Genomic DNA, 21,786 nt, shown 5'->3' on the forward strand with positions numbered 1-21,786 from the left:
TTTCGCCCTTTTTGCGTGTTGCCAGGCTGAAAACGTTGCTTTTTGCAGCGATCGTTTCCGTCTGGCGAAATATGTGTTGACGCATTGAGTAAAATCTCTAAAATGCGCCTCCGTGGTTGTAATACGGTAACGTATTACGGGTATGCGAAGGTGGCGGAATTGGTAGACGCGCTAGCTTCAGGTGTTAGTGTCTTAACGGACGTGAGGGTTCAAGTCCCTCTCTTCGCACCAAAATCACAGATTTCATATCGCGAGCACTGCGCGAAGGTGGCGGAATTGGTAGACGCGCTAGCTTCAGGTGTTAGTGTCTTAACGGACGTGAGGGTTCAAGTCCCTCTCTTCGCACCAATGCGGTGATATGAAAAGACAATAGGATGCGAAGGTGGCGGAATTGGTAGACGCGCTAGCTTCAGGTGTTAGTGTCTTAACGGACGTGAGGGTTCAAGTCCCTCTCTTCGCACCAACGTTGTCCTCCCTCTCTTTTTCTTCTGCTCCCTTTTTACTGTTACTATCCGGTTAATCTCACGCTAATCGCTGCCAGCACGCTCGCCAGCGCCAGACAGGAAGGCAGTAACACATAATGCCGCATCCGCTGATTAAACAGCATCAGCACTGTCAGCAGTAACGCCACCAACATCATCATACGCCACTGCCCGAAGCTGGGTTGCCATAGCGTCATGGCTGGTATTACCGCACAGGCCAGTACGCCCGCCCATGCACTGTCCAGTTTTATCCCGCGCATCATTGTCTCCTCATCTGTCATCACTGTCAGGACAGTACCTGATCACATGGATGATAACCATTCCCATTATCATATGATAACTATTCTCAATGCGCAGCTTGTTTTTTGTGGCCCGGCGGGAAGATGACAGAGAAACAAGAAAATGCTAAATTGCGGCTGATTACACAATTTATAACAGCAATATTAAATCTGTCGATCGGCTGAAATCATTTGCCGGCTTTTGCTTTGTTATTTCAGGGCCGTCACGAGTATCAATAATGAAAATAGAATCTTATGATGAATTGAAACACAGCAAATACCGCCTTTCTTTCATGCTCTTTTTGTTTTTAAACGCTGCCGTTTCACTATTTTGTCTGCTCCCTTTAGCAGAAAACAATGAAACACAAGTTACTTTACCGGTGATTATGGTGGCTTTCTTCAGTATGACGATGCTGGCCACGTGTTTAATAAAGGCAAAACTAAAATTACCCCTGTTAAATCCTGTGGCGTTGATTTTAGGCGGGTTATGGGCGTGGCATATTCAGCACCGCTACCAGTTTGTTTCTTTGACGGATGGTGGATTTCTGATTGTCAGTCTGCTGTGCGTTTTTTTTATCAGTGCGATTGCCTTAAGCGATTATTTAGTGGCGTTTTGTTTGCACATCACGCCCGCAATGCTCACCGTGCTGATGCTGGATCACGGACAGCATTTGCCCTTGATTTTATTGACCATTGCCCTGCCGCTGATCGGGTTTTCTTTACAACATTTAATGCGCCGACGTTCGGAAGATTTTACACTGCGCTTAATGTATCAATTATATGAAGAGAAAGAATCGTTTAGCGATCTCAGTATGCTCGATCCGTTAACCGGTTTATATAACCGCCGCGGGCTGAAGAACCGCCTTGATAACATTCTGGATAATCATGCGGGTAGCCATTATGTGTTATTGCTTGATATCGACCATTTTAAGGCCTACAACGATAATTACGGCCACGCGATGGGCGATCAGGCGCTGGCCCGCGTTTCCGTCGCTATTCGTGACGCCGTTCGGTCACGTGATGTGGTAACCCGTTATGGCGGCGAAGAATTTCTTGTGCTGATGACCAATGTGAATGCCTCGATTGCCATGAAACTGGCTGAACGTATTCGGCAATATGTCGTCAACCTGGAAATACCGCATATGTTTAATGAGCGCGTTTCTACGCATGTGACTATCAGCGCAGGCATTGCCCCTATTTACGATGATGAATTTGATCAGGCGGTTGCGAACGCCGACCGTGCGCTTTACGTGGCAAAAAATCAGGGGCGCAATACCATCCTCGCCTGGGAAGATCTCCCCGTACTTCACAACACCGTCAGCGAGATCGGCTAACCGCCGTGCCGGGTCGCAGGACCACCAGCCGTCGGCACGTACATCACCGGGGGCTGTCTGTCCCCGGCCTGACGGCCATAGCTCTCTGTTAACGTACCGTTATGCATTCTGTTACCTATTCTTTCGCTCTGCCGTTTACACCACCGCGGGCTTATGGCAATTTCTACGCCTTCGATTAGTCGGGAGTAAAAAATGAGCCTGGAGTCTGTACGCCAGTTTTTTGCCGAGCGTGCGCCGGAAATCGACATCATTGAGATGCCATACAGTACGGCAACGGTAGAAATGGCGGCACGTGTTCACGGTGTTGAACCGGGACAAATTGCGAAAACGCTGTCACTCAAAGTGAAAAATGAGGTGATCCTGGTGGTCACACGCGGTGATGCACGGTTAGATAATCGTAAGCTGAAAGCGGTGTTGGGTGCGAAAGCGCGCATGTTGAGTGTGGACGAAGTGATTAGCTGGACCGGGCATCCTGTGGGCGGCGTCTGCCCTTTTGGCCTGGAAAACCCGGTGACCGTGTATTGCGATATCTCGTTAAAAAGCTTTGATGAAGTGTTGCCTGCCGCAGGATCGATTCACAGCGCTGTCCGCATTTCGCCGCAGCATATGGCTGAACTCACTGCGGCAAAATGGGTAGATGTCTGTGAAACGCGCTAGTGCGTCTGCTTTGCCACCGTTCCCGAAATTGTCATGCCGCGCGTTTCCCGGCCAAAGGCGACAAACAGGCAAATCAATACTGCCACCGTCCCGGCTACAATGGCCATACCGAGACCGTAATTGCCGCCATGCGCTTCAGCAATGCGCGACTGTAGCGTCGCGTTGACGGACGCAATGAGATTTCCCAACTGATAAACAAAGCCGGGCAACACTGCTCTTGCGTTTCCCGGAACCAGTTCGTTCAGGTAAGTCGGGATCACGCCCCAGGCGCCCTGCACCATAAACTGCATCAGGAAGGCACCAAGACCAATCGTCCAGGAACCGCTGGAAAAGGCCCACAACGGCAACACAGGCAGCGTCAGCAGCGCCGCGATAATAATGGCTCGCTTGCGCCCAATGCGTTCTGACAGCGTACCGAAGAAAATGCCCCCCAGCATCGCAGCAATATTGTAGGCGATAGCAATAATACTGACCGTGTGCGCATCAAACTGATGCTGCACTTTGAGGAAAGTCGGATACAGATCCTGCGTGCCGTGGCTGAAAAAGTTAAAACAGGCCATCAGCAGCACCATGTAAATACATATTTTCCAGTGCTGGCGCAGGATGGGCATCAGGGCACTGCTTTCTTTACGTTCACGCGCGGCCAGCCAGACCGGGGATTCCGGGACTTTAAAGTAGATGAACGGCAACAACAGAATCGGGACAGCGCCGATAAGAAACATGCCGCGCCAGCCTACCATGTCGAAAACCAGACCGAACACAATGGACGCCAGCAAATAGCCACAGGGATAACCCGCCTGGAACAGTCCCGACATCAGACCGCGTGAACGATCGGGTATTGTCTCCATCGCCAGCGAGGATGCCACGCCCCAGATTCCGCCCATGGCAATACCGTAGAAAACACGAAAGGCCAGAAATGCGGTGAAGGTGGGTGACCAGGCGGACAACAGCTCAAACGCCGAGAAAAAGACGATATTCAGCATCAGGATAGGCTTGCGGCCATATTTTTCCGCCATCCGGCCAAACAGTAAGGCACCCAATGGGCGCACCGCCAGCGTCAGCATGATAGCGACCGACACGTCGGTGACGGAATTATGGAAGTACTGAGCAAGATTACTCAGGACAAACACCAGAATAAAAAAGTCGAAAGCGTCCAGCGTCCAACTGGCAAAACAGGCGAAAGCCACATTGCGCTGGGTCGATGTCCAGTCAAGCATACAAGTCTCCTCTCTGAGACACTCTGGCGCTCCGCCCAAAAATTTTCTGGTGGCTAACGAAGAGTGATGTGATTGTTAATCAAATGTATACATCATGTTTAGGAGGAGAGCGTATTGCGTAATTGTGAGGCAGTGGATCAGGCTGTAAGAAAGCGTGTCTGACTTCCTGCCAGCAGGTCAGGCGACGAATCGCCTGTACGTTATTCAGGAAGGTGTTGAAATGCCGACTCAATAATGGACAGCAAAAGAGCGTTATCCACACTGTGCAGCACATGTACCAGCGCACCGCTGTCCGGTGGGATACCGACATCCAGCCGCAGGGGTTGACGATAACGCCAGCTTTTCCCGCGTGTGGCTCCCGGACGGAGCTCAATATCGACCCGGTAATCCGTGCCCCAGGCGACACGCTGATTAAGCAACCAGGCGACAACCAGCGCGTCATGAATCCAGCAACCTGGCAGATGCCGGGTCTGCATTGAATAATCTATCCAGGGCTGCAACGTCTCCCGCACGAAACGGGTCAGCGGATGAGCATGCCGGGTAAGACGTTTGAGATCGGCCTGGGTCAGCATGGTTTGTGTTGTCACATCCATCGGCACCAGGGTAATGGCGGCACCGCTGTGCAACACCTGATGAGCCGCCTCGGGATCCACACCGAAATTCGTGTCTTTGATGTAGTCTTCCAGCGCAAAGACACCCCCCATAATCACAATCTCGGCTACCGCTTCGGCCATTGCGGGAAAACGCTGCATGGCCAGCGCCACATTGGTCAACGGGCCAATCGCAATCAGGGTGATCTCGCCGGGATTATCACAGATGAGCTGCCCCATCGCCTCAGCAGCATCGTTTCCGTCAGCCGGTAATGCCGCAGGCTGAGGAACGCCCTGCCATAACGCCATCAGGTCGAGTTGTTCGACCCGCTTATCCAGCAGCGCGCGCCAGGGCGCAGGATCTTCGCACAACGCCCGCGTTGCCCCCTGTACGACAGGAACCGCACAGCCCAGCCGCGCCATTAAGTCTTTAGCGACTCGTGCACCGACATCACTCGGGGTATTCCCGGCGACCGTCGTAATTAACTCCAGCGAGAGCCCTGGTGAGGCTAACGCCAGGGAAAGGGCCAGGCCATCATCAGTATTGGCCCCGGCAATCCCGTTCCCCGGATCACAATCAATAATCAGTCTTTTCATTAGGTCGCTTTATTTGTTTTGTTCTGATGGCCGACAGCCACAAGATTCACCAATCTCAAGTTGGTGTGGGAATGCTTCAATCCGTGCCTCGCCATTCCACGCTTTCAGCATATGAATCGCACAGCGTGCCATCTCTTTAACCGGCTGGCGCACGGTGGTTAATGCCGGAACATGGTAGGCGGATTGATCGGTTCCGTTAAAACAGACCAGGGCCACATCGTCCGGCACACGAAGGCCATGCTGGCTGAAGGCGCGAATGCAGCCAATCGCCTGACCTTCGTTGCTGGCAAACAGGGCGCGCGGCACCCGTTTACTGGCAATCATACGTAAAGCAGCCTGATAGCCGCCCTCACGTGTATAGGTTGCGGGGAAAATGTTGGCATCATCGGCTGGCAAACCATACGCCCGCAGCGCATCGCGCCAGCCCTGAATACGATCCTGCGCATTCAGCATGTCCCGGGGACCGCTGATCATCCCGACCTGCTGATAGCCATGGCTGAGTAAATGCGACGTCACCTGAAACGCCGCGTCACGCTCATCTACCCGCAGCATGCTGACACCGGGTTGTGGGTCGACCCGATCCAGCATGACCAGCGGTGTCCCGCTGGCTTTGATGATATCGATGAAAGGATGGCGATCGACACTGGTGTAAAACAGACCGTCGACCTGACGGTTCAGCAGCCCCTGAATCAGCTCCAGTTCACGCTTGCGATCGTCGCCGGCATCACCCAGCAGCATCACATGGCCGTGGTTGAGCGACTCCTGAAGCAGCATATGCGCCATGGAGGCGACGAAGGGGTTACTGATATTGGGCACCACCAGACCAAACGTTTTGGTATTCCCTGACGCCAGGGCACGCGCGGCGGCATTCGGGCGATAGCCGGTCTGCTCTATTGCCGCCAGTACCCGTTGCCGGGTCGCGTCCGCAACCGGACGCGGGCCATTATTGATGACATAACTCACCACAGCGACGGAGGTCCCGGCAGCTTTAGCAACGTCACTCCGCGTCACGGCGGTTTTCACCTGTTTCGCCACTTCCCCTTCCTCACTTAACGTGCACTGCCTTTAGCATAGCCTGTTTCAGATAGCGTCCTCTGGCAGGTTAAGGTCGCGCCCACGTGTTTCCGGTGCCACAAACGTAGTCAGGAAACCAATCGTGGCCATCACGGAAAAATAGACGGCGATAGACCACCAGTGTCCGGTATAAGAGAGCATGGCCGCCGCTACTAACGGGGCGGTGCCGCCTGAAATAATAGAACCCAGCTCTTTCGCGACCGCCATCTTGGTATAACGGTGATTCACGCCAAACATCTCCACGCCCCAGGCCGCCTGTACGCCAAAGATGCCCAGAGAAGCCAGCGCCATGCCGACCACAATCACCGGAATCACGATGGCCGGTTCACGCGTATCCAGCAGGGTAAAAGCAGGCCAGGCATAGATCATCAGCAGCAGGCAGAACATGCGATAGACCACACGGCGACCAAAACGGTCAGACAGCCAGCCTGCAAACGGAATAATCAGGAACCCCAGCAATGAGGCGATAAACACCGCCGTGGTGGGCACGGATTTATCTACCATCAGCACCTTGGCGACATAGCCCACAATAAAGCCCTGGGCCAGATAAGAGGGGCCGTTTTCACCGATGCGCAGCCCGACCATTGTCCAGAAGGCACGTGTGCGCTGAAAGAACGGGCGTGTATCCGCTTCAGAACGATGCGCGGCAATCACCTGGGCGCGCGTTTCGGCAAGCTCTGCTTTCTTACGCTCGAATACCGGTGTTTCACGCAGATTACGACGGATCCACAAGGCCACCAGAGCGATCAACGCACTGCTCAGGAACGGAATGCGCCATCCCCACTCCAGCAGACTCTGCTTGTCCATTTGTACCACCAGCAGCCAGACCAGCGAGGCCAGCAACGTGCCGCTGTTAGAGCCGAGTGCAATGACCGATGACACCAGGCCACGGCGCCTGACCGGTGCATATTCACCCAGCATAACGGTTCCGCCTGAGAGTTCGGCGCCCGCCCCAAAGCCCTGACTGAAGCGTAACAGCACCAGGCAGGCCGGCGCCCAGATGCCAATCGAAGCATAGCTGGGAATCAGCCCAATCAACGTGGTGGAGGCGCCCATCAGGATAATGGTGGTGACCATGACGACCTTGCGGCCTTTACGATCGCCCAGCCAGCCGAAAAACAGGGCACCGATCGGACGGGCAATAAACCCAACGGACCAGGTGGCAAAACTGGCAAGCAGTGCCATCGCGGGCGTTTGTTCGGGGAAAAAGACATCACCAAAAATGATGCCCGCAGCCAGGCCATAGAGCGCAAAATCTGCATACTCCATTGCCGTGCCTAACCAACAGGAAACCGTAGCGCGCCAAAAATCTTTGCGGCCGGCTGAGGTGTTAAACCGCTCATCTGCGGCGGAGGTAGAAGGCAGTGATGCCTGTGTCGTAACGGAGTGCTGTGCCGTCATAAACGCTGTCCCTTGAAAATATGCAGATAGATAAATGCCATTCCGAGAGACAATTCCCTGACTGTAAGCAGAAGAATCGCTCTGGTGGCGACATTCAGTTGGCTAACCATGATGAAAGGAAAGTTAAAAGATTCCCTGGTGTTGGAATCCGCAGTATCGCGAGCTTCGCCGCTGTATTTTTCAGCGGTCGTATAAGTCTGGCGAATGTAACTTGTTCCTCGATCGGCCTACCGTGCATCGGGCACCGAGAGCAATCACTGGAAGCTAGTTTATCTACGCGCGTAGATAAATCAATAGCACTTGAGAAAATTTGTTAGATTTTCTTTAGTATCAAGCTGCATCAGATGCTATTTTTAACGCAAAATCAGAGAGTTAATTGTAACCTGACGCGCAAAAAAACAGCATAACGCTAGACCCGGTTCACTTTTCTTTTATCATTAAGCCAAACTGGCCGTCAGAACCTTTCATCAGATGCTGTTGTCGCATACTGGTGTGACTGCTAAATGACAACGCACCACGTTTGTATCGCGTACAGTCGCGCAGAGCCCTGTCCGCACCTGACCTGGAGGACGCTGTTTACACGTTATGACCATTATCCTGATGCGACACGGCAAACCCGCCCACCCTTTTGCCCGCCGTTTGAGTGCGCAGGGCATGGCGGACTGGTGCGAAGCCTATGATCTTTCGCTGGTCAGCGATGGGCCGCCTGAACGCAGCATCAATATCGCGCGCAACGCCGCGGTTGTCGTCTGCAGTCCGTTACCCCGCGCCCACTCATCGCTGGCGCACCTGGGGCTGCGCCCCCATCATGTCGATGCGCTGTTCAGTGAAGTCGGCATTCCGCTACTGCGGGCCGATCGCCTTCAGTTACCCACCTTTGTCTGGCAGGCCATTCTGCGTGCGATGTGGTTGTGTGGTTACGCGGGCGAGACCGAATCACTGCAACATGCGCGCGCACGGGCGTCGCGCGCCGCTGACAGGCTGATCGCCTTATCGGAGAAAGGCACGGTTTTATTGCTGGGTCACGGCATTATGAACAAAATGATTGCCCGCGAACTGCGTAAGCGTGGCTGGCAGGCCGAAAAGCATGCCAGCAGCCGTCACTGGAGTTCCGCGATTTATCATCGCCCGTTTATTTAATCGATCTGGAAGTAGCTCAGCGTTTCATAACCCGCGCCCACTTCTGCGGTCACCACCACGGTCTGGCGCATCAAATCAATCACGCTTAACGTCTTATTGTCATCATGCGTGATCAGCAGCTTTTTTTTGTCCGGGCTGAAACAGCCATCGAGCGGTTGTCCAGCCAGCGTGATTCGCCCCAGCGGATTAAGCAACTCGTCAAACAGCGTCACAGTCGGCTCCTGATCACCCATTGCCATAAGGTAGTCCCCGTCCGGACTAAAGCGCACTTTCTGGCAGGGATGCTGATGATCGGGCAAAGCCAGCCTCTGGCGGATACGATGACTCTGGCGATCCACCACATACAGCAAGGGCGCATCGGCGGCGCTGGCGATCAGGTAGGGATGTTTGGGTGAAGCTGTCAGACCCGAAACGGGGCCCGGCATAAGCACCGTATCAATGACGCGCCCTTCCGCCTCACAGAGATCCACCACGGTGATAGTGGCGTCCTGCTCGTTGTCGGTAAATAATTTGCGGCCGCTCGGAGAGAGCGTCAGGCGATGGGTATTATCCAGCGGAATGGGAATGGTCTTTTCAACACGATGCGTCTGCGGGTCGATCACCACGACGGCCGTTGGATTCTCGCAACACAAATAGACTTTGCCATCCCGCCCTAACTGACCGCTGTGGGGCGCTTTAGACGGCGACAGATCAATGTAGTCGGTAATTTCCCGCCGTCGAAGATCAATTACGGCGACTTTGTGCCCGGGATGCGGGAGTTCACTTCGCATCGCATCGCCGTACAAGGGCAAAAAAGCTTTTCCCCAGGGCGCAAGCATCAGCAGTTCATGCAGCCGCGTCGGAATCACGTCCACGGCCTGGCTGACGGCAAACGTGTCGGGATCGAGAAACAGCGCACGGCGGGTTTGTCTGTCGATCGCCAGTAATCCTCGAGAGTCAAACGACATGGCATCTCCTTTATCATCGGTAAGCTTAAAGCGTAGACAAGGGTTATCGGGCTGCGTACACCTGAGAATTGATAAAATATGCTAAATAATTTTTTTATCCCGATTTAGCCTGTATCCCTTTGACAGCTTCACAGTGTATCGGTTTTTTTGAAGTTAAATGTTCAGCATGACGACAGACTCAGTTTGTCATAAACAAATAAACCATTAGCGTGAATAAATATTTATTTTTGTTTCCGGCTGAGCGTTATTTCCGTTTTATCCTAAAGTGTTTATCAGGCATAGCGAATGACTACATTGTGTTCTATTAAATAACCTGGCGTGGTTGATTTCGCCTGTTCAAAACGTCGTTGCCACGTGCCATCGTCACATCACCCGGCAAGACGAATAAGCATTGCAGTACAGCGATGTCTGCTTTTATAGCGGTTCAGATACAGGCTGGCAGTTAAGCACGTTATTTTGACGACCGGCATAAAACACAATAACCAAAATAACAGGTGAAATATGACTTCGCATCGCCGTTCTTTGCTTCCGCTCTGGCGCCATTGGGAAAAACTCGCCTTCACCAGCCGTATGCTGCTGACGATGAAACAGCACCGTGCCCTCAGTGCGCCAGAATATGATCCTGGCCTTGAACACGATGTGGAACTGACCGCGGTGCCTAAGTCACTGCCTGCCATTGCCAGAACGGTCTGGCTCTATTGGCCTGGCGAACGGTTACCTGCCTCTGTCGCCTTAACAATTCGCAAACTTCGTCGCGATAATCCGGATCATGATGTTCATCTGGTGACTCCGCAAACGCTGAGTCATTGGCTGCCTGAGTTGCAGTTTATCTCTTCAGATCTGACGCAGGCGCTAAAAAACGACATCATCCGGCTGGAACTGCTGCTCCGTTATGGCGGCATCAGCATTGATTGTCATACCTTACTGTTTGAAGATCTGACGTGGATACATCAGGCCCACAGCCTCAGCCCCAGGGATTTGATCGGCTATTACCGCCAGGAATCCACCTGTCATTCACTCAGGCCGGTGATTGATACCAGCGTTCTCGCCGCGCCCGTCCAAAACCCGTTTATCCGGGAATGGCTCAAACAACTGGCACCGGTAAAATATGTCGGTATGCATAACTATCTACTGGAGTTAAAGAAACGCAGTGACTTCCCTGCGCTGAGACAAAACCTCAGCCATCCTGACAGTGAGCTGCCGTCGCTGGCCCACCAGTTGGCGATGGACGAATATCGTCGGGTCAATTTCCTTTTGCGTAAAGCCGAAGCGAGCGCCGGGTATTATCACAGAGTTGATGCCGGTAACAGCACGGCGTTTGTCCGCTGTGTTTTATTCCAGCAACGTCCTCTGACGCCTCCTCCGGTGATCAAACTGAGTGCCCGCGAACGCACACATCTTGATTTCAACCTTAAGCTGCGCTTTTACAATCGCTCCAGCCTGATAGGTGAAGTCATGCATCAAACTCTGTCGTCGCCCGCCAGACTGCTGGCCCCCCAGGAGCAGCGCGCGTAATCCGTCACGGTTTCTTCAGCATTCGCGATGGCGTGTTTTTATCTGTTGGCAATGTGAATCTGCCGCCAAAATGGCGGCAGACAGGTTGCAGCCCGATGACAGCCAAGCTAGATTGAGCCGCAATTTAATGAAAATGTCCCCCTCAGAAGAGACAGGTTCACATAATAAGAGGATGTGACGTTGCCCGAATTCGTGTCAGTGCTCCTTTTTCTGACCGCGATTGCTGTTTATTCCTGTAAAGCAGGCCGAAACACAATCTGGTTCTGCCTCGTCCTGGTGTTGCTCATGCTGTTTGTCGTGCTGAATGCCACGCTGTTTGCCAGCAATTATTTTACGGGCGAGGGCATTACCGATGCCGTGGTGTATACACTGACAAACAGCCTGACCGGTGCGGGCCTGAGCAAATATGTTGTGCCCGGCCTTGGCCTGCTCATCGTGCTGTTTTTACTCTTTTGCGCCTTATCATGGCTGCTTCGACGCCGTAAGCGTCCTTTTCACCCTGGCTGGAGCCTGGTCGCATTTATCTGCGCCGCCGGTGCGGTGCAGACCACGCCGGCTTTTCATCAGGTCAGCACACTGATCACCTCTTACTCACTGCGGGACGACTCTGACTTTGACACCGTTTATAAGGTGCCGAAGAACCGCATTGAGCGGCCTGCGCTTAATGTCGTGTATATCTACGCTGAAAGCCTGGAGCGCACCTATTTCGACCAGATGGCCTTTCCGGGTCTGGCCCCCGAATTGAATCGCGAGAAAGAGCAAAGCCTGGACTTCAGTCAGACCGAACAACTGCCCGGCACGGATTACACCATTGCCGGTATGGTCGCATCGCAGTGCGGCATTCCCCTTTTTGCCCCTTTCGACGGCAATGCCTCCGCTTCCCTTTCCAGCTTTTATCCACAAAATATCTGCCTGGGCGATATCCTGAAGAACTCGGGCTATGAGAACTGGTTTATTCAGGGGGCCGATTTACGCTTTGCAGGCAAAGATGTCTTTTTGCATTCCCACGGTTTCGATGCCGCACATATGTACGGTGCACAGGAGCTAAAAGATCAGGTGCGCGATCCCACGTACCGCAATAACTGGGGATATTATGACGACACAGTGCTGGATAAGGTTTACGACACTTATGCCTCGCTGTCACGCCAGCAAAAACGGTTTGCGCTGTTTGCGCTCACCGTCGACACGCACCATCCCGACGGTTTTATTTCTCGCGGTTGCCAGCGCAAAAGCTATAGCTATGCGGGCAAACCCAACCAGTCGTTCAGCGCGGTGTCCTGCTCACAGGAACATATCGCCCGACTGATCGCCCGTATCAAAGCGTCCCCGTGGTTCGCTGACACGGTGATTGTGGTTGCCTCCGATCATCTGGCGATGAACAATACCGCGCACCCTTTTTTGATAACGCATCCCCGCCACGATTTGTTTATGGTGATTCGCGGCGATCGGCCTGAGACCGACGTGATTGATATGAAACGCAGTACGCTGGATAACGGCGCCACGTTGCTGGATATCCTGGGCGGGGATAATGCGATTGGCCTGGGCCGCAGCAGTCTGTCAGCGGTGTCGTTATCCAGTCAGTTTGAGGACATGAAAACCAAAGTCTTAAGCTGGAAGCCCGATATTATTCAGCTCTGGAATTTTCCCAGCAAAATCGACAGTTTTATTATCAATCAGGCCAAAAATACTTTCAGCTTTTCCGGAACCAGCTTTAAATTGCCGATTCTGTTGCGCGTAACAGATAAACATATAGAGCCGCTGCCGGAAGGGGAATATTCCGCGCCGTTGCGTTTCCAGCTGGCCGATTTCAAAGCAGATGAGAAGTTTATCTGGGTCGATCGCTGTTTCAAAATGGGCCGCATCTGGCAACCTTCTCTGGCACTGTCCGGTGACTGGTGCGTTGCGATGGGGCAACCTGCGGATCAGCCCACCGTCACACGCGTTGATACGCCTCAGTGGAAAGGTCAAGCCCGGTTCCCGGCAGACACCCTCAGCAATGCCCGCTACCAACTTGCTGTCGCACAGCTGCGCATCGAAGATAATGCGATTCGTTATGACGCTGAAAGCTTTCTGTTTGCGATCCCCGGCGCGCCAGCCAGTGTGAAGCAGTTTAGCGGCATTTCGCGCCAGGAAAGTTGGGGACGCTGGTCGAATGCCAGTCTTGCCCCCGACGTGACGATTGAGTTTGTCGATCCGTTGCCCGCGCACTTTGATCTGGTGATCACCGCTCGTGCCTACGGTCCGAACATCCACCGGCCAATACCGGTCAGGGTGGGCGATACTGAGCAGTTGCTGACGCTGGGGGAGATTCCCTCTACCCATACGCTACGTTTTGACAATCCTGAAGGAAGCCACCGGTTAACGCTCTCGCCGCCCGAGCCGCAACTCAGTAACCTCAACAACATCGCCGGACAAGATCCGCGCAAACTCGGTATTGGTCTGGTCGAGCTCAAGGTCGTTCCCCTTCCCTGAGTGGTCACGCCACTGACGTTGGCTGCCGGCATTGAAATGGCGATGTTGGCAGCAGCAAAACGCTCATCTTTTTGCGAAGCGCCACGCAAAAAAATGATTATTACCTGTTTAACTAATTGATATTTTTGGATTTAATCCGCAAGATGTTGCCTCTGTACTGTGACTGTTTCGGCTTGCCTGTCATGATGCCATCACGGTGTGATGAAACGGGAAGAGGCATGAATGGCGACCGCAATGATGAATACACATAAAGCGTTTAAACGTCTGCAACGGGCAGGCATCAATGACCGTCAGGCCGAAGTGATGGTCGATATTTTTGCGCAGATACAGCAGGACAACGCACTCTCGCGCGCTGATGTCATGCAGGCTTTTACGCGTCATAACCAGCATATTCTCAGGCTGAGTAAGCAGTCTGAGAATATGGAGACCGATCTCAGCGTGTTGAGAACGGACTTCGGTAGCCTGAAGAGTGATGTCAGCATACTGAGAACGGACTTCGATAGCCTGAAGAGTGATGTCAGCGTACTGAGAACGGACGTCGATAGCCTGAAGAGTGATGTCAGCATACTGAGAACGGACTTCGATAGCCTGAAGAGTGATGTCAGCGTACTGAGAACGGACGTCGACACCCTGAAGAGTGATGTCAGCGTGCTGAGAACAGACGTTAATAGCCTGAAAACCGATGTGAACAGGCTGACTATGGATGTCAGTACGCTGAGAACCGATGTGGATGAAATCAGGACGGATGTCGGCGGGTTAAAAAACGATATGTGCTGGGTTAAACGTCTGCTTATGGTCATGACCACCACTCTGCTTATGGCGGCCATGAAATACATGCTTGTCTGAACGACCAGGCAGGGGCAGATCTCAGCCCCGAAGCGTTTCCAGCTTTTCTCGTTGCTGGCCTTCACGGGTGAAGTTGGTCTCTGCCAGCCAGCGTTCAAAACCCGCTTTCACCTGCGGCCATTCGCTGTCAATGATCGAAAACCAACTGGTATCGCGCGTGCGACCTTTATAGATGCGGGCCTGGCGAAAATCCCCTTCAAACTGGAACCCCAGACGTAACGCGGCCCGGCGAGAAGGCAGATTGCAGCTGTCGCATTTCCATTCATAACGTCGGTAGCCAAGCTGTTCAAAGGCGTAACGCATTAGCAGAAAATGTGCCTCTGTCGCCATTCTTGTCTGCCGAAGTAAGCGGGAGAAGGTGACGAATCCCACCTCCATCACACCATTCGCCGCGTCAATACGCATCAGCGATAGCGTCCCCACAGCCCTGTCGGTTTTTCGATCAACCACACTGAAATGCAGCGGATCCCGACTCGCCTCCATGGTTCTGGCATGAGCTAACCATGCGGCCTCATCATCAAAAGGACCATCTGAAAGGTAAGTCCAGTCACGACCATCTTCCGCCAGTGACCAGGCCTGCCAGAGTGCCGCCCCATGCGCAGCGACGCTAAAGGGTTCAAGCCGACAGACCTGTCCCTGAAAAATCTCGCGTTGTGGTAAAGGGCGTGACTGCCAGTCGGGCATTGATTGCCCTACCGGTTGACCATACTGATTGAGGTGCTGTGCCATCGTGCCTCCTGCGTTTCGGTTAATCAAAACACGTTGCCACGTTACGCAGAGGTTGAGAAGTCTTACTCTGATAAAACGAAAAAAAACGGCCCCGTGACGAGGCCGTTATTTCACATTCTCCGGTTGCGTCATGCCGACGTCCGGCGACGGGCTTATCCGCGGAAGAAGATATCGCCTGATTTACCCATGACGATCTTACCGGTGTCATCGGTGATCAGGATGTAATTGGCATTGATATAAGCCCAGTGCGTACCGGGCTGAGGCGCAGGCAGGTTACGTTTCTGCCACTCCGTGATGGTATAGGTCTTGCTGCGGTATTTATCTGGCACGGTATCACCGATTTTATGCTCTTTGTAATCGATGATGATGGTGCTGAGATCGTAGTTCGGCTTACCGGGATTACCCTCCGCATGCGATGGCGTGGTTGGCGTAATACCGTCGTTAGAGTCAGAACTCGCAGGTGCCTGGGACTGAACGGGTGCCGTTTCGGGTTGAGCCGCATTACTGCCTGGCTGTACATTCGACTCGCCAGACGGGCTGGCAGGCGCAGCAGGTTGAACCTGCGGCGGCGGCACGTTGTCGGTGGTTTCGCCTGCGGCCTGAACAGCAGGGATAAGGCTCAGCGAGCCGAACAGTAAACCCGCTGAAATTAAAGCAATTTGAGTCCTGCGCATAATAATTTCCACATTGAATTGATTTTAATAACAGTAGACCACTCTGAAGACAATCTGAACAGGATTACCGTTCCATCACTCATAAAGGTAAGTGTAAGGAATCGCAACGTATTCCGGCTCCTGCTTACACCTTACCTGTCTTTTTCTGCCAGGTTAAGCAGCAATGTGATACCCAGGTAGTTACTCCAGTTAAACGCGTTTTGCAGCACCACAATCGCATTGCCAGCCTCTCTGTCAAAACCGATAAATGCCGAATAACCACCAATATAGCCTACCTGATAAGTGATGTTTCGACCTTCCAGCCGGTCCGTTACCCAGGCGATGTTCTGCGTCTGGTTGCCCTGTTGGTATACGCGTTTATTCACCCCGGCGAACGCGCGGTTGATTTCAGGATACGGACCGGGCGTCAAATGTGCCCGCAGATAGACGCTGAGATCGCGGGCATTGCTGTACAGACTGCCTGCAGCGATCATATTACGCCTGAAGCGCCAGTCCGGCGTAATATCGCCGCGCGGAATAAACTTTGGCTGATCGCCAGCATGGCCCAGCGCCCGCATGGGGAAACCGCTGAGGCGCTCAGGCACAAAACTCGTTTGCGTCATTCCCAGTGGACGAAAGATTCGCTGACGGGCCAGGCTGTCAATATCACTATGGCATCGGGTGCGTAAGATATAGCCCAACAGCGCATAACCCAGATTTGAATACTGAGGAACGCGGTGACGGGGTGCCCTAAAGTCGGCCAGATAGCTGAGCACCCGGTCATCGTCGAGATTGCCGTAAAAATTCTGCCCCGTGCGAAGATAAGTCATGAACTGCATAAACATCGCCAGGTCCATGTCCTGGCGCGGCAATCCTGACGTGTGCGTCACCAGTTGTAACAGCGTGATACGACGGGCATCCGGGCTCAATGCCACTGTTGCGGGTAGCAGGGTTGCCAGCGTATCTTCCCAGCGCAGTTGCCCCTCATCGACTTGTTGCGTGATCACCTCTGCGGTTACGCCTTTACTCAAGGAGCCCAGCGCAAACAAGGTATCAGGCGTAACAGGATAACGATGGACATCGTCCGTCACGCCGGCGCTGTAGAACAACGTGGGCGCATTTTTGTGGATAATGGCAATGCTGATGCCGGAGACCTGTTTGCGCTGCATGTAATGGCGCACCAGGTCATCCAGATTATCGTGGAAGGCGCTGTGAGTCAGATAAAGCCTGTCGCCCATGGGGGCGGACGTTTGCGACAGTGTGCCGCAGGCGGTTAACCCCACCGCACCGATCGTCACTATGCCGAACCGTGTCAACATACCGCAGCATCCGGTCAGCAGGCCGGATAACGTCCGGATGAGCGTCTTTTTTCTGGTCACGTCCTCGCGCCCGTCTTATTGTCGTATCAGGGCGCTGACGAAAAGCTTCATCGCGATCCTGCAAGATGATACCGCTGTGCTTATATCGGCACAGTCAGCTAAATCTTTATCCGGTTGCCAGGCGGCGTTCCGCCTGTCGTTCCCTCTGGCATCAGGCCTTGCGGGGCCGGGAGAGTAACATAGCGACAGAGAGAATGCCTCTGTCGTGTCCCTTATTACGTTGTGCATCTGATGGCGCTGCCATCAGATGCATAAGCGTGTACACTGCGCGCTTTTACACGCAGTCAATTTTCTGCTGAACCAGAAACGCCCGGAGAGAACCATGAAAGAAGGTCCATTAAGCGAGAAAGAGCTGCAGTGGCTTGATGATATGCTGGAAAAATACGGTAGCGAAGCATCTATTCTTGATGTGTCCGAACTGGATGGCCTGCTCACCGCCGTACTGTCAGGCCCGACAACGGTTGAACCCAGCCGCTGGCTGGTTGCGCTCTGGGGCGGCGAAAAGCATATCCCTAAATGGAGCAATGAGCGCGAAATGACGCGCTTTATGGAGCTCTGCTTTCAACATATGAATGATATCGCTGACCGCCTGTCCGAGTTTCCGGAGCAATTTGAGCCGTTGTTTGGCGTGCGTGAAATGGAAGGTCTGGAATTCACCGTGGTGGAAGAGTGGTGCTATGGCTATATGCGCGGCGTAGCGCTGACGGACTGGTCTGCGCTGCCTGCCGAACTGCACGAATCACTGGACGTCATCGCGCTGCATGGCAAGGAAGAAAACCTCGAAAAAGTCGATGCGTTAACGCCGGAAGAGATGGAAAGCAGCATGGATGCCATACGTCCTGCCGCTCTTGCGCTGCACGATTACTGGATTGCGCAGCCTGAGGCGATTCCTCAGGTTCAACAGCCTGTCACGGCAGCAAAGCAGCCTGGTCGCAACGATCCCTGCCCGTGTGGCAGCGGTAAAAAATACAAGCAGTGCTGTCTGCACTAAGCCACCCGGGGCCGGTAACCGGCCCCATTCACTGTTATAGGTACATGACATTAACGCGGCGCGGGAACGGGCTGCGCAGGTGACAGACCTTCGCCGTTCTTAATCCTGTCGATAGCCACCACGTTGTGCTTCATCGCGTCATTCAGCACCTGCACTGCCGAAGACGCATCGCGGTTTTTAATCGCCATAAACACCTTAATATGCGCTTCCACGCTCTCAAGGGTGATACCCAGCGAGCGATTCAGCTCTTCCAGGTAATAGTAGTAAATGTCCTTAATTGACTTCATCACGTTGTAAAACACGCTGTTATGGGAAGCCCGGATAATCGCCAGATGAAATTCATAATCGGCCTCCGAGTATTTCTTATAATCCCCTTTGTTGATGAGCATGCTATTCAGGGCCTGCTCAAGCAGGGTAATGTCGTCTTCCGTCGCGTGTTCAACTGCCAGCTCGACACATTTAAACTCGACGGTCTGACGAAACACCATCATGTCATTAAACGCTTCCCGACTCAGGTGCATCAGCGGTCTGGCACTGCTGTTCAGCATCTGCGGCGTGAAATCTTCGCACACATAGCTTCCGCTGCCCTGACGGGTGATGATAATGCCAAGATCACGCAACCGCTGCACCGCACTGCGCACACTCACCCGGCTGACATTGAAAGAGTGTGTCAGCTCCGCTTCAGAAGGCAAGCGAGCGCCCGCGGGCCAGCTACCGTCCAGTAGCCGGGCCTTGATTTGCTCGAACACTTCGTTAACAACGTTCTGTTTCTGAATGGATTTTATGCTCACAACACCTTCTCATATGATGTCCTACATGATGCCATTCTATCTCATCCTTTCAGACAAAGTCCTGTGTTGACACCGCAAAGCACGCCGTTCGAAAACAGGCCATTATTCGCCGCGACGCGGGCTGAGCGCGGACACCCTGTGCTGACTGATGGCAGACTGTGCCTCCACCGCATCGGCTTCTGCGGTCAGATCGCGATCGGCCACCTCAGGCATGATCAGTGACGCCAGCAGACCGATGCAGGAATAACAGATTAACATCACCGCAATCGGGTGCCAGGAGCCGGTAAGTTGACAAAATATCCCCGCCAGCAGAGGACCTAATCCGGTGGCAAACAACCCGCCAATTTCTTTTGAAATCGCCATTTGTGCGAAGCGGTTTTGCGAACCAAACATCTCTGCCATGGTGATCCCTTCAATAGCGGCCTGGCCCAGCACCGCGATGTTATGAATCACGATCAGGCACACCATAATGGTGCTGACAGCCTGGGACTTGTCGACGATCAGTGAAATCATCGGGTAGGCCAGGAGGATCGAGCCGACGGTCAGTATGCGATAGGGAATGCGCCGCCCGACCCTGTCTGAGAGCCAGCCGAGCAGGGGAATCGTCAGAAAACCAATCACGGAACTGACCATGATGGCATCGGTGGGAATCGCTTTATTAAATAACAGCGTTTGCACCATATAGCCTGCCAGGAAGGTCTGAATAATCCCCGAATTTCCGGCCTGGCCAAACCGCAGGCCGGTTGCTATCCAGAACGCTTTCCCCTGAATTAACTGAAAAATGGACTGACTTTTCTTCGACCGGAGCGTAACGGTTGCGGATGCTGCCACATTTTCAAACACCGGGCTTTCTTTCAAATTAAAGCGCAGCCAGAGCGCAAACCCCATCACAACAAAACTGGCCAGAAAAGGAATACGCCACGCCCAGGCGACGACCTCTTCGTTAGTGAAAAACAAGAACATGACGGCCCAGATAGCGGTGGCACTCAAGGTGCCGCAGTTAGTGCCCATGGCAACCAGGGAAGCGATAAGGCCTTTTTTCCCTTTGGGCGCATATTCCGCCAGCATCGTACTGGCCCCGGCGATTTCTGCCCCTGCCCCTAATCCCTGTATTACGCGCAACGCGACCAGCAATAAAGGCGCCAGAATACCGACCTGCTGATAGGTCGGTAACACACCAATTAATGTGGTGCATATGCCCATTAATGCGATGGTCATAAACAGCACTTTTTTTCGGCCCACGCGGTCGCCCATTTTGCCAAAAAAGACGGCGCCCACAATACGCGCGATATAACCTGCGCCGTAGGTGCCCATAGCCAGAATTAACGCCATTGCGCCTGATTGCCCGGGAAAAAAGACTTCATGAAAAACCAGAGCCGCACCGAGGGAATATAACTGGAAATCCATAAACTCCAGCGTGGTACCCAACCATCCTGAAACAGAGGCCCTGACAAGATCAGACGTATTACGTTCTTTTGTACGCGTATGTGAATGACTCATGTTTTACCCCGAGGCCAACCCGGCGTTGACAGGTGAATAAAAGACAGGCGAGCGCAGTCCACGCGAGACGTGAGAGCATTTCACTCGCCCTGATCATTAAAGTTATTTGCACGCTGAATAACAGCGCTGTTGTGAATGAACTTAAAAGACGACTAACACTTTTGAATGCTGCGTTTTATCACTGGCGGCCTGCAAAGCCACTTCAATATCCTGATGCGCATACTGACCGGACAGGATCGGTCGCGGATCGATAATGCCTTTTTCCAGCCATTTCACTGCAACCGCAAATTCATCAATAAAACGAAAGGAACCTTTCCAGCTAATTTCTTTTACCAGCATCTGCGCGACGGGAAAATGAAGCGGGCTTTTTCCCATGCCAATTTGAACCACCGTGCCACCTGGCCGCGTCGCCAGGATACTGGTGCTGATGGCTGCCTCTGCCCCGCTGGCCTCCAGTGTGACGTCAAAGTAGCCCCGGTGTTCACAATAGCGGGCCATGGCCGCCGTATCGGCCGGGTCCACGGCGACATCGGCACCCATTTCACACGCAATACGACGACACCGCTCGCTGAGATCACAGGCCACTATTTCCGCTGCGCCCGATGCTTTTGCTGCGGCAATGGCTAACGCGCCTATGGGGCCAGCGCCCATTACCAGCACCTTTTTGCCCACGATACTGCCTGCCACATTAAGCGCATGAATGACGACCGCGGTGGGCTCGGCAACCGCCATCACGCTGGCCGGAACCTGCTCGTCGTAGGGCACACACTGCTGCGCGGACACCACGACATACTGTGCAAACCCGCCTTCCACATGCGGCGTGAACTGCGCACTGCCCATGAAGCGCATGGTTGGGCAGGCATTTTGTTTCCCGGCCTGACAATATTCACATCGCCCGCAGGGCTGCGACGGGTTAACCGCCACTTTCTGTCCGGGTTTAAGGGCAGAAGATTCCGGCGCATGATAAATCCGCCCCACAAATTCGTGTCCGATAATAAAAGGATGCTGAATGACGGATAACCCGGCCCGCCCTTCGTGATAATAATGAATATCGGATCCGCAAATGCCGCCGCACTCCACTTTTATCACGACGTCATCCTCTGCGTAATGCAGCTCGCGCTCTTCTACCACAATGTCTTTTTTACCCTTTGCCACGCAGGCCTGGGTCATTAAGCTATGCACGATGGGTTCCC

The 21,786-nt window shown here is 53.4% G+C and carries 19 protein-coding genes and 3 tRNA genes; 10 read left to right on the forward strand and 12 right to left on the reverse strand.

Annotated features, from left to right (window positions below; translation table 11 throughout):
- Positions 1-144: 144 nt before the first annotated feature.
- The 3 genes from RAC65_RS11420 (at position 145) to RAC65_RS11430 (ending at position 463) form a co-directional block, all read left to right on the forward strand.
- Positions 145-231: transfer RNA gene (locus RAC65_RS11420), tRNA-Leu, on the forward strand.
- Positions 232-261: 30 nt separating this feature from the next.
- A tRNA-Leu gene (locus tag RAC65_RS11425) sits at positions 262-348 on the forward strand.
- 28 nt (positions 349-376) lie between these two features.
- Positions 377-463, forward strand: a tRNA-Leu gene (locus RAC65_RS11430).
- A 45-nt stretch (positions 464-508) separates the two neighbouring features.
- Here the strand turns inward: RAC65_RS11430 and RAC65_RS11435 are convergent.
- Positions 509-742 (reverse strand): DUF1435 family protein, encoded by a 234-nt coding sequence (locus RAC65_RS11435; RefSeq protein ID WP_006121831.1) that lies wholly within the window; start codon positions 740-742, stop codon positions 509-511.
- 257 nt (positions 743-999) lie between these two features.
- On the opposite strand from RAC65_RS11435, the gene RAC65_RS11440 reads away from it, so the two are divergent.
- Positions 1,000-2,094 (forward strand): diguanylate cyclase, encoded by a 1,095-nt coding sequence (locus RAC65_RS11440; protein ID WP_039338799.1) that lies wholly within the window; start codon positions 1,000-1,002, stop codon positions 2,092-2,094.
- A 192-nt stretch (positions 2,095-2,286) separates the two neighbouring features.
- Positions 2,287-2,751 (forward strand): YbaK/EbsC family protein, encoded by a 465-nt coding sequence (locus RAC65_RS11445; protein WP_375096717.1) that lies wholly within the window; start codon positions 2,287-2,289, stop codon positions 2,749-2,751.
- On the opposite strand, the gene RAC65_RS11450 is transcribed toward RAC65_RS11445, so the two are convergent.
- From RAC65_RS11450 to RAC65_RS11465, 4 genes are all read right to left on the reverse strand, one after another.
- A complete protein-coding gene (locus RAC65_RS11450) occupies positions 2,748-3,968 on the reverse strand; it encodes an MFS transporter (protein WP_375096718.1) in 1,221 nt (406 codons plus the stop codon). The genes RAC65_RS11445 and RAC65_RS11450 overlap by 4 nt on opposite strands.
- A 200-nt stretch (positions 3,969-4,168) precedes the next feature.
- Positions 4,169-5,155 carry a nucleoside hydrolase gene (locus tag RAC65_RS11455; RefSeq protein WP_110267883.1) on the reverse strand — a complete coding sequence of 329 codons (987 nt, stop codon included), beginning with the start codon at positions 5,153-5,155 and terminating at the stop codon, positions 4,169-4,171.
- 9 nt (positions 5,156-5,164) lie between these two features.
- Positions 5,165-6,190 carry a LacI family DNA-binding transcriptional regulator gene (locus RAC65_RS11460; RefSeq protein ID WP_033740178.1) on the reverse strand — a complete coding sequence of 342 codons (1,026 nt, stop codon included), beginning with the start codon at positions 6,188-6,190 and terminating at the stop codon, positions 5,165-5,167.
- A 45-nt stretch (positions 6,191-6,235) separates the two neighbouring features.
- The gene (locus RAC65_RS11465) at positions 6,236-7,630 is read right to left on the reverse strand and encodes an MFS transporter (protein WP_110267884.1); all 1,395 of its coding nucleotides are present in this window, start codon (positions 7,628-7,630) and stop codon (positions 6,236-6,238) included.
- Between the two features lie 585 nt (positions 7,631-8,215).
- Here RAC65_RS11465 and RAC65_RS11470 point away from each other — a divergent pair.
- Complete coding sequence (locus tag RAC65_RS11470) at positions 8,216-8,770, forward strand: histidine phosphatase family protein (RefSeq protein WP_039338802.1); 555 nt, start codon at positions 8,216-8,218, stop codon at positions 8,768-8,770.
- On the opposite strand, the gene RAC65_RS11475 is transcribed toward RAC65_RS11470, so the two are convergent.
- Positions 8,767-9,717 carry a YncE family protein gene (locus tag RAC65_RS11475; RefSeq protein ID WP_033740176.1) on the reverse strand — a complete coding sequence of 317 codons (951 nt, stop codon included), beginning with the start codon at positions 9,715-9,717 and terminating at the stop codon, positions 8,767-8,769. The two genes, RAC65_RS11470 and RAC65_RS11475, sit on opposite strands and share 4 nt — an antisense overlap.
- A gap of 501 nt (positions 9,718-10,218) precedes the next feature.
- Between RAC65_RS11475 and RAC65_RS11480 the strand changes: the two genes are divergently transcribed.
- From RAC65_RS11480 to RAC65_RS11490, 3 genes are all read left to right on the forward strand, one after another.
- Entirely contained in the window at positions 10,219-11,232 is a 1,014-nt protein-coding gene (locus RAC65_RS11480; RefSeq protein WP_058702102.1) for a glycosyltransferase family 32 protein, read from the forward strand.
- 180 nt (positions 11,233-11,412) lie between these two features.
- A complete protein-coding gene (opgB, locus tag RAC65_RS11485) occupies positions 11,413-13,704 on the forward strand; it encodes a phosphatidylglycerol--membrane-oligosaccharide glycerophosphotransferase (RefSeq protein ID WP_375096719.1) in 2,292 nt (763 codons plus the stop codon).
- Between the two features lie 234 nt (positions 13,705-13,938).
- Positions 13,939-14,550 (forward strand): coiled-coil domain-containing protein, encoded by a 612-nt coding sequence (locus tag RAC65_RS11490; RefSeq protein ID WP_375096720.1) that lies wholly within the window; start codon positions 13,939-13,941, stop codon positions 14,548-14,550.
- 21 nt (positions 14,551-14,571) lie between these two features.
- On the opposite strand, the gene RAC65_RS11495 is transcribed toward RAC65_RS11490, so the two are convergent.
- From RAC65_RS11495 to RAC65_RS11505, 3 genes are all read right to left on the reverse strand, one after another.
- Positions 14,572-15,279 (reverse strand): GNAT family N-acetyltransferase, encoded by a 708-nt coding sequence (locus RAC65_RS11495; protein WP_039338805.1) that lies wholly within the window; start codon positions 15,277-15,279, stop codon positions 14,572-14,574.
- 152 nt (positions 15,280-15,431) lie between these two features.
- Positions 15,432-15,953, reverse strand: a complete 522-nt coding sequence (locus RAC65_RS11500) for an RcnB family protein (RefSeq protein ID WP_205951227.1) — start codon at positions 15,951-15,953, stop codon at positions 15,432-15,434.
- Between the two features lie 131 nt (positions 15,954-16,084).
- On the reverse strand, positions 16,085-17,251 hold the full coding sequence (locus RAC65_RS11505) for a serine hydrolase domain-containing protein (RefSeq protein ID WP_375096724.1): 1,167 nt from the start codon (positions 17,249-17,251) through the stop codon (positions 16,085-16,087).
- Positions 17,252-17,633: 382 nt separating this feature from the next.
- Between RAC65_RS11505 and RAC65_RS11510 the strand changes: the two genes are divergently transcribed.
- Positions 17,634-18,302 (forward strand): YecA family protein, encoded by a 669-nt coding sequence (locus RAC65_RS11510; protein WP_039338808.1) that lies wholly within the window; start codon positions 17,634-17,636, stop codon positions 18,300-18,302.
- Positions 18,303-18,352: 50 nt separating this feature from the next.
- Here RAC65_RS11510 and RAC65_RS11515 read toward each other — a convergent pair whose 3' ends face one another.
- The 3 genes from RAC65_RS11515 to idnD all read right to left on the reverse strand — a co-directional run bounded on the left by RAC65_RS11515 (position 18,353) and on the right by idnD (position 21,763).
- Positions 18,353-19,093: a FadR/GntR family transcriptional regulator gene (locus RAC65_RS11515; RefSeq protein ID WP_375096721.1), complete on the reverse strand. Its 741-nt coding sequence runs from the start codon at positions 19,091-19,093 to the stop codon at positions 18,353-18,355.
- 102 nt (positions 19,094-19,195) lie between these two features.
- A complete protein-coding gene (locus RAC65_RS11520) occupies positions 19,196-20,593 on the reverse strand; it encodes an MFS transporter (RefSeq protein WP_058702107.1) in 1,398 nt (465 codons plus the stop codon).
- Positions 20,594-20,734: 141 nt separating this feature from the next.
- The gene (idnD, locus tag RAC65_RS11525; protein ID WP_039338809.1) at positions 20,735-21,763 is read right to left on the reverse strand and encodes an L-idonate 5-dehydrogenase; all 1,029 of its coding nucleotides are present in this window, start codon (positions 21,761-21,763) and stop codon (positions 20,735-20,737) included.
- Between the last annotated feature and the right edge of the window lie 23 nt (positions 21,764-21,786).

It is taken from the genome of Pantoea sp. BS_8 (assembly GCF_041954965.1).
Lineage (GTDB): Bacteria > Pseudomonadota > Gammaproteobacteria > Enterobacterales > Enterobacteriaceae > Pantoea > Pantoea stewartii.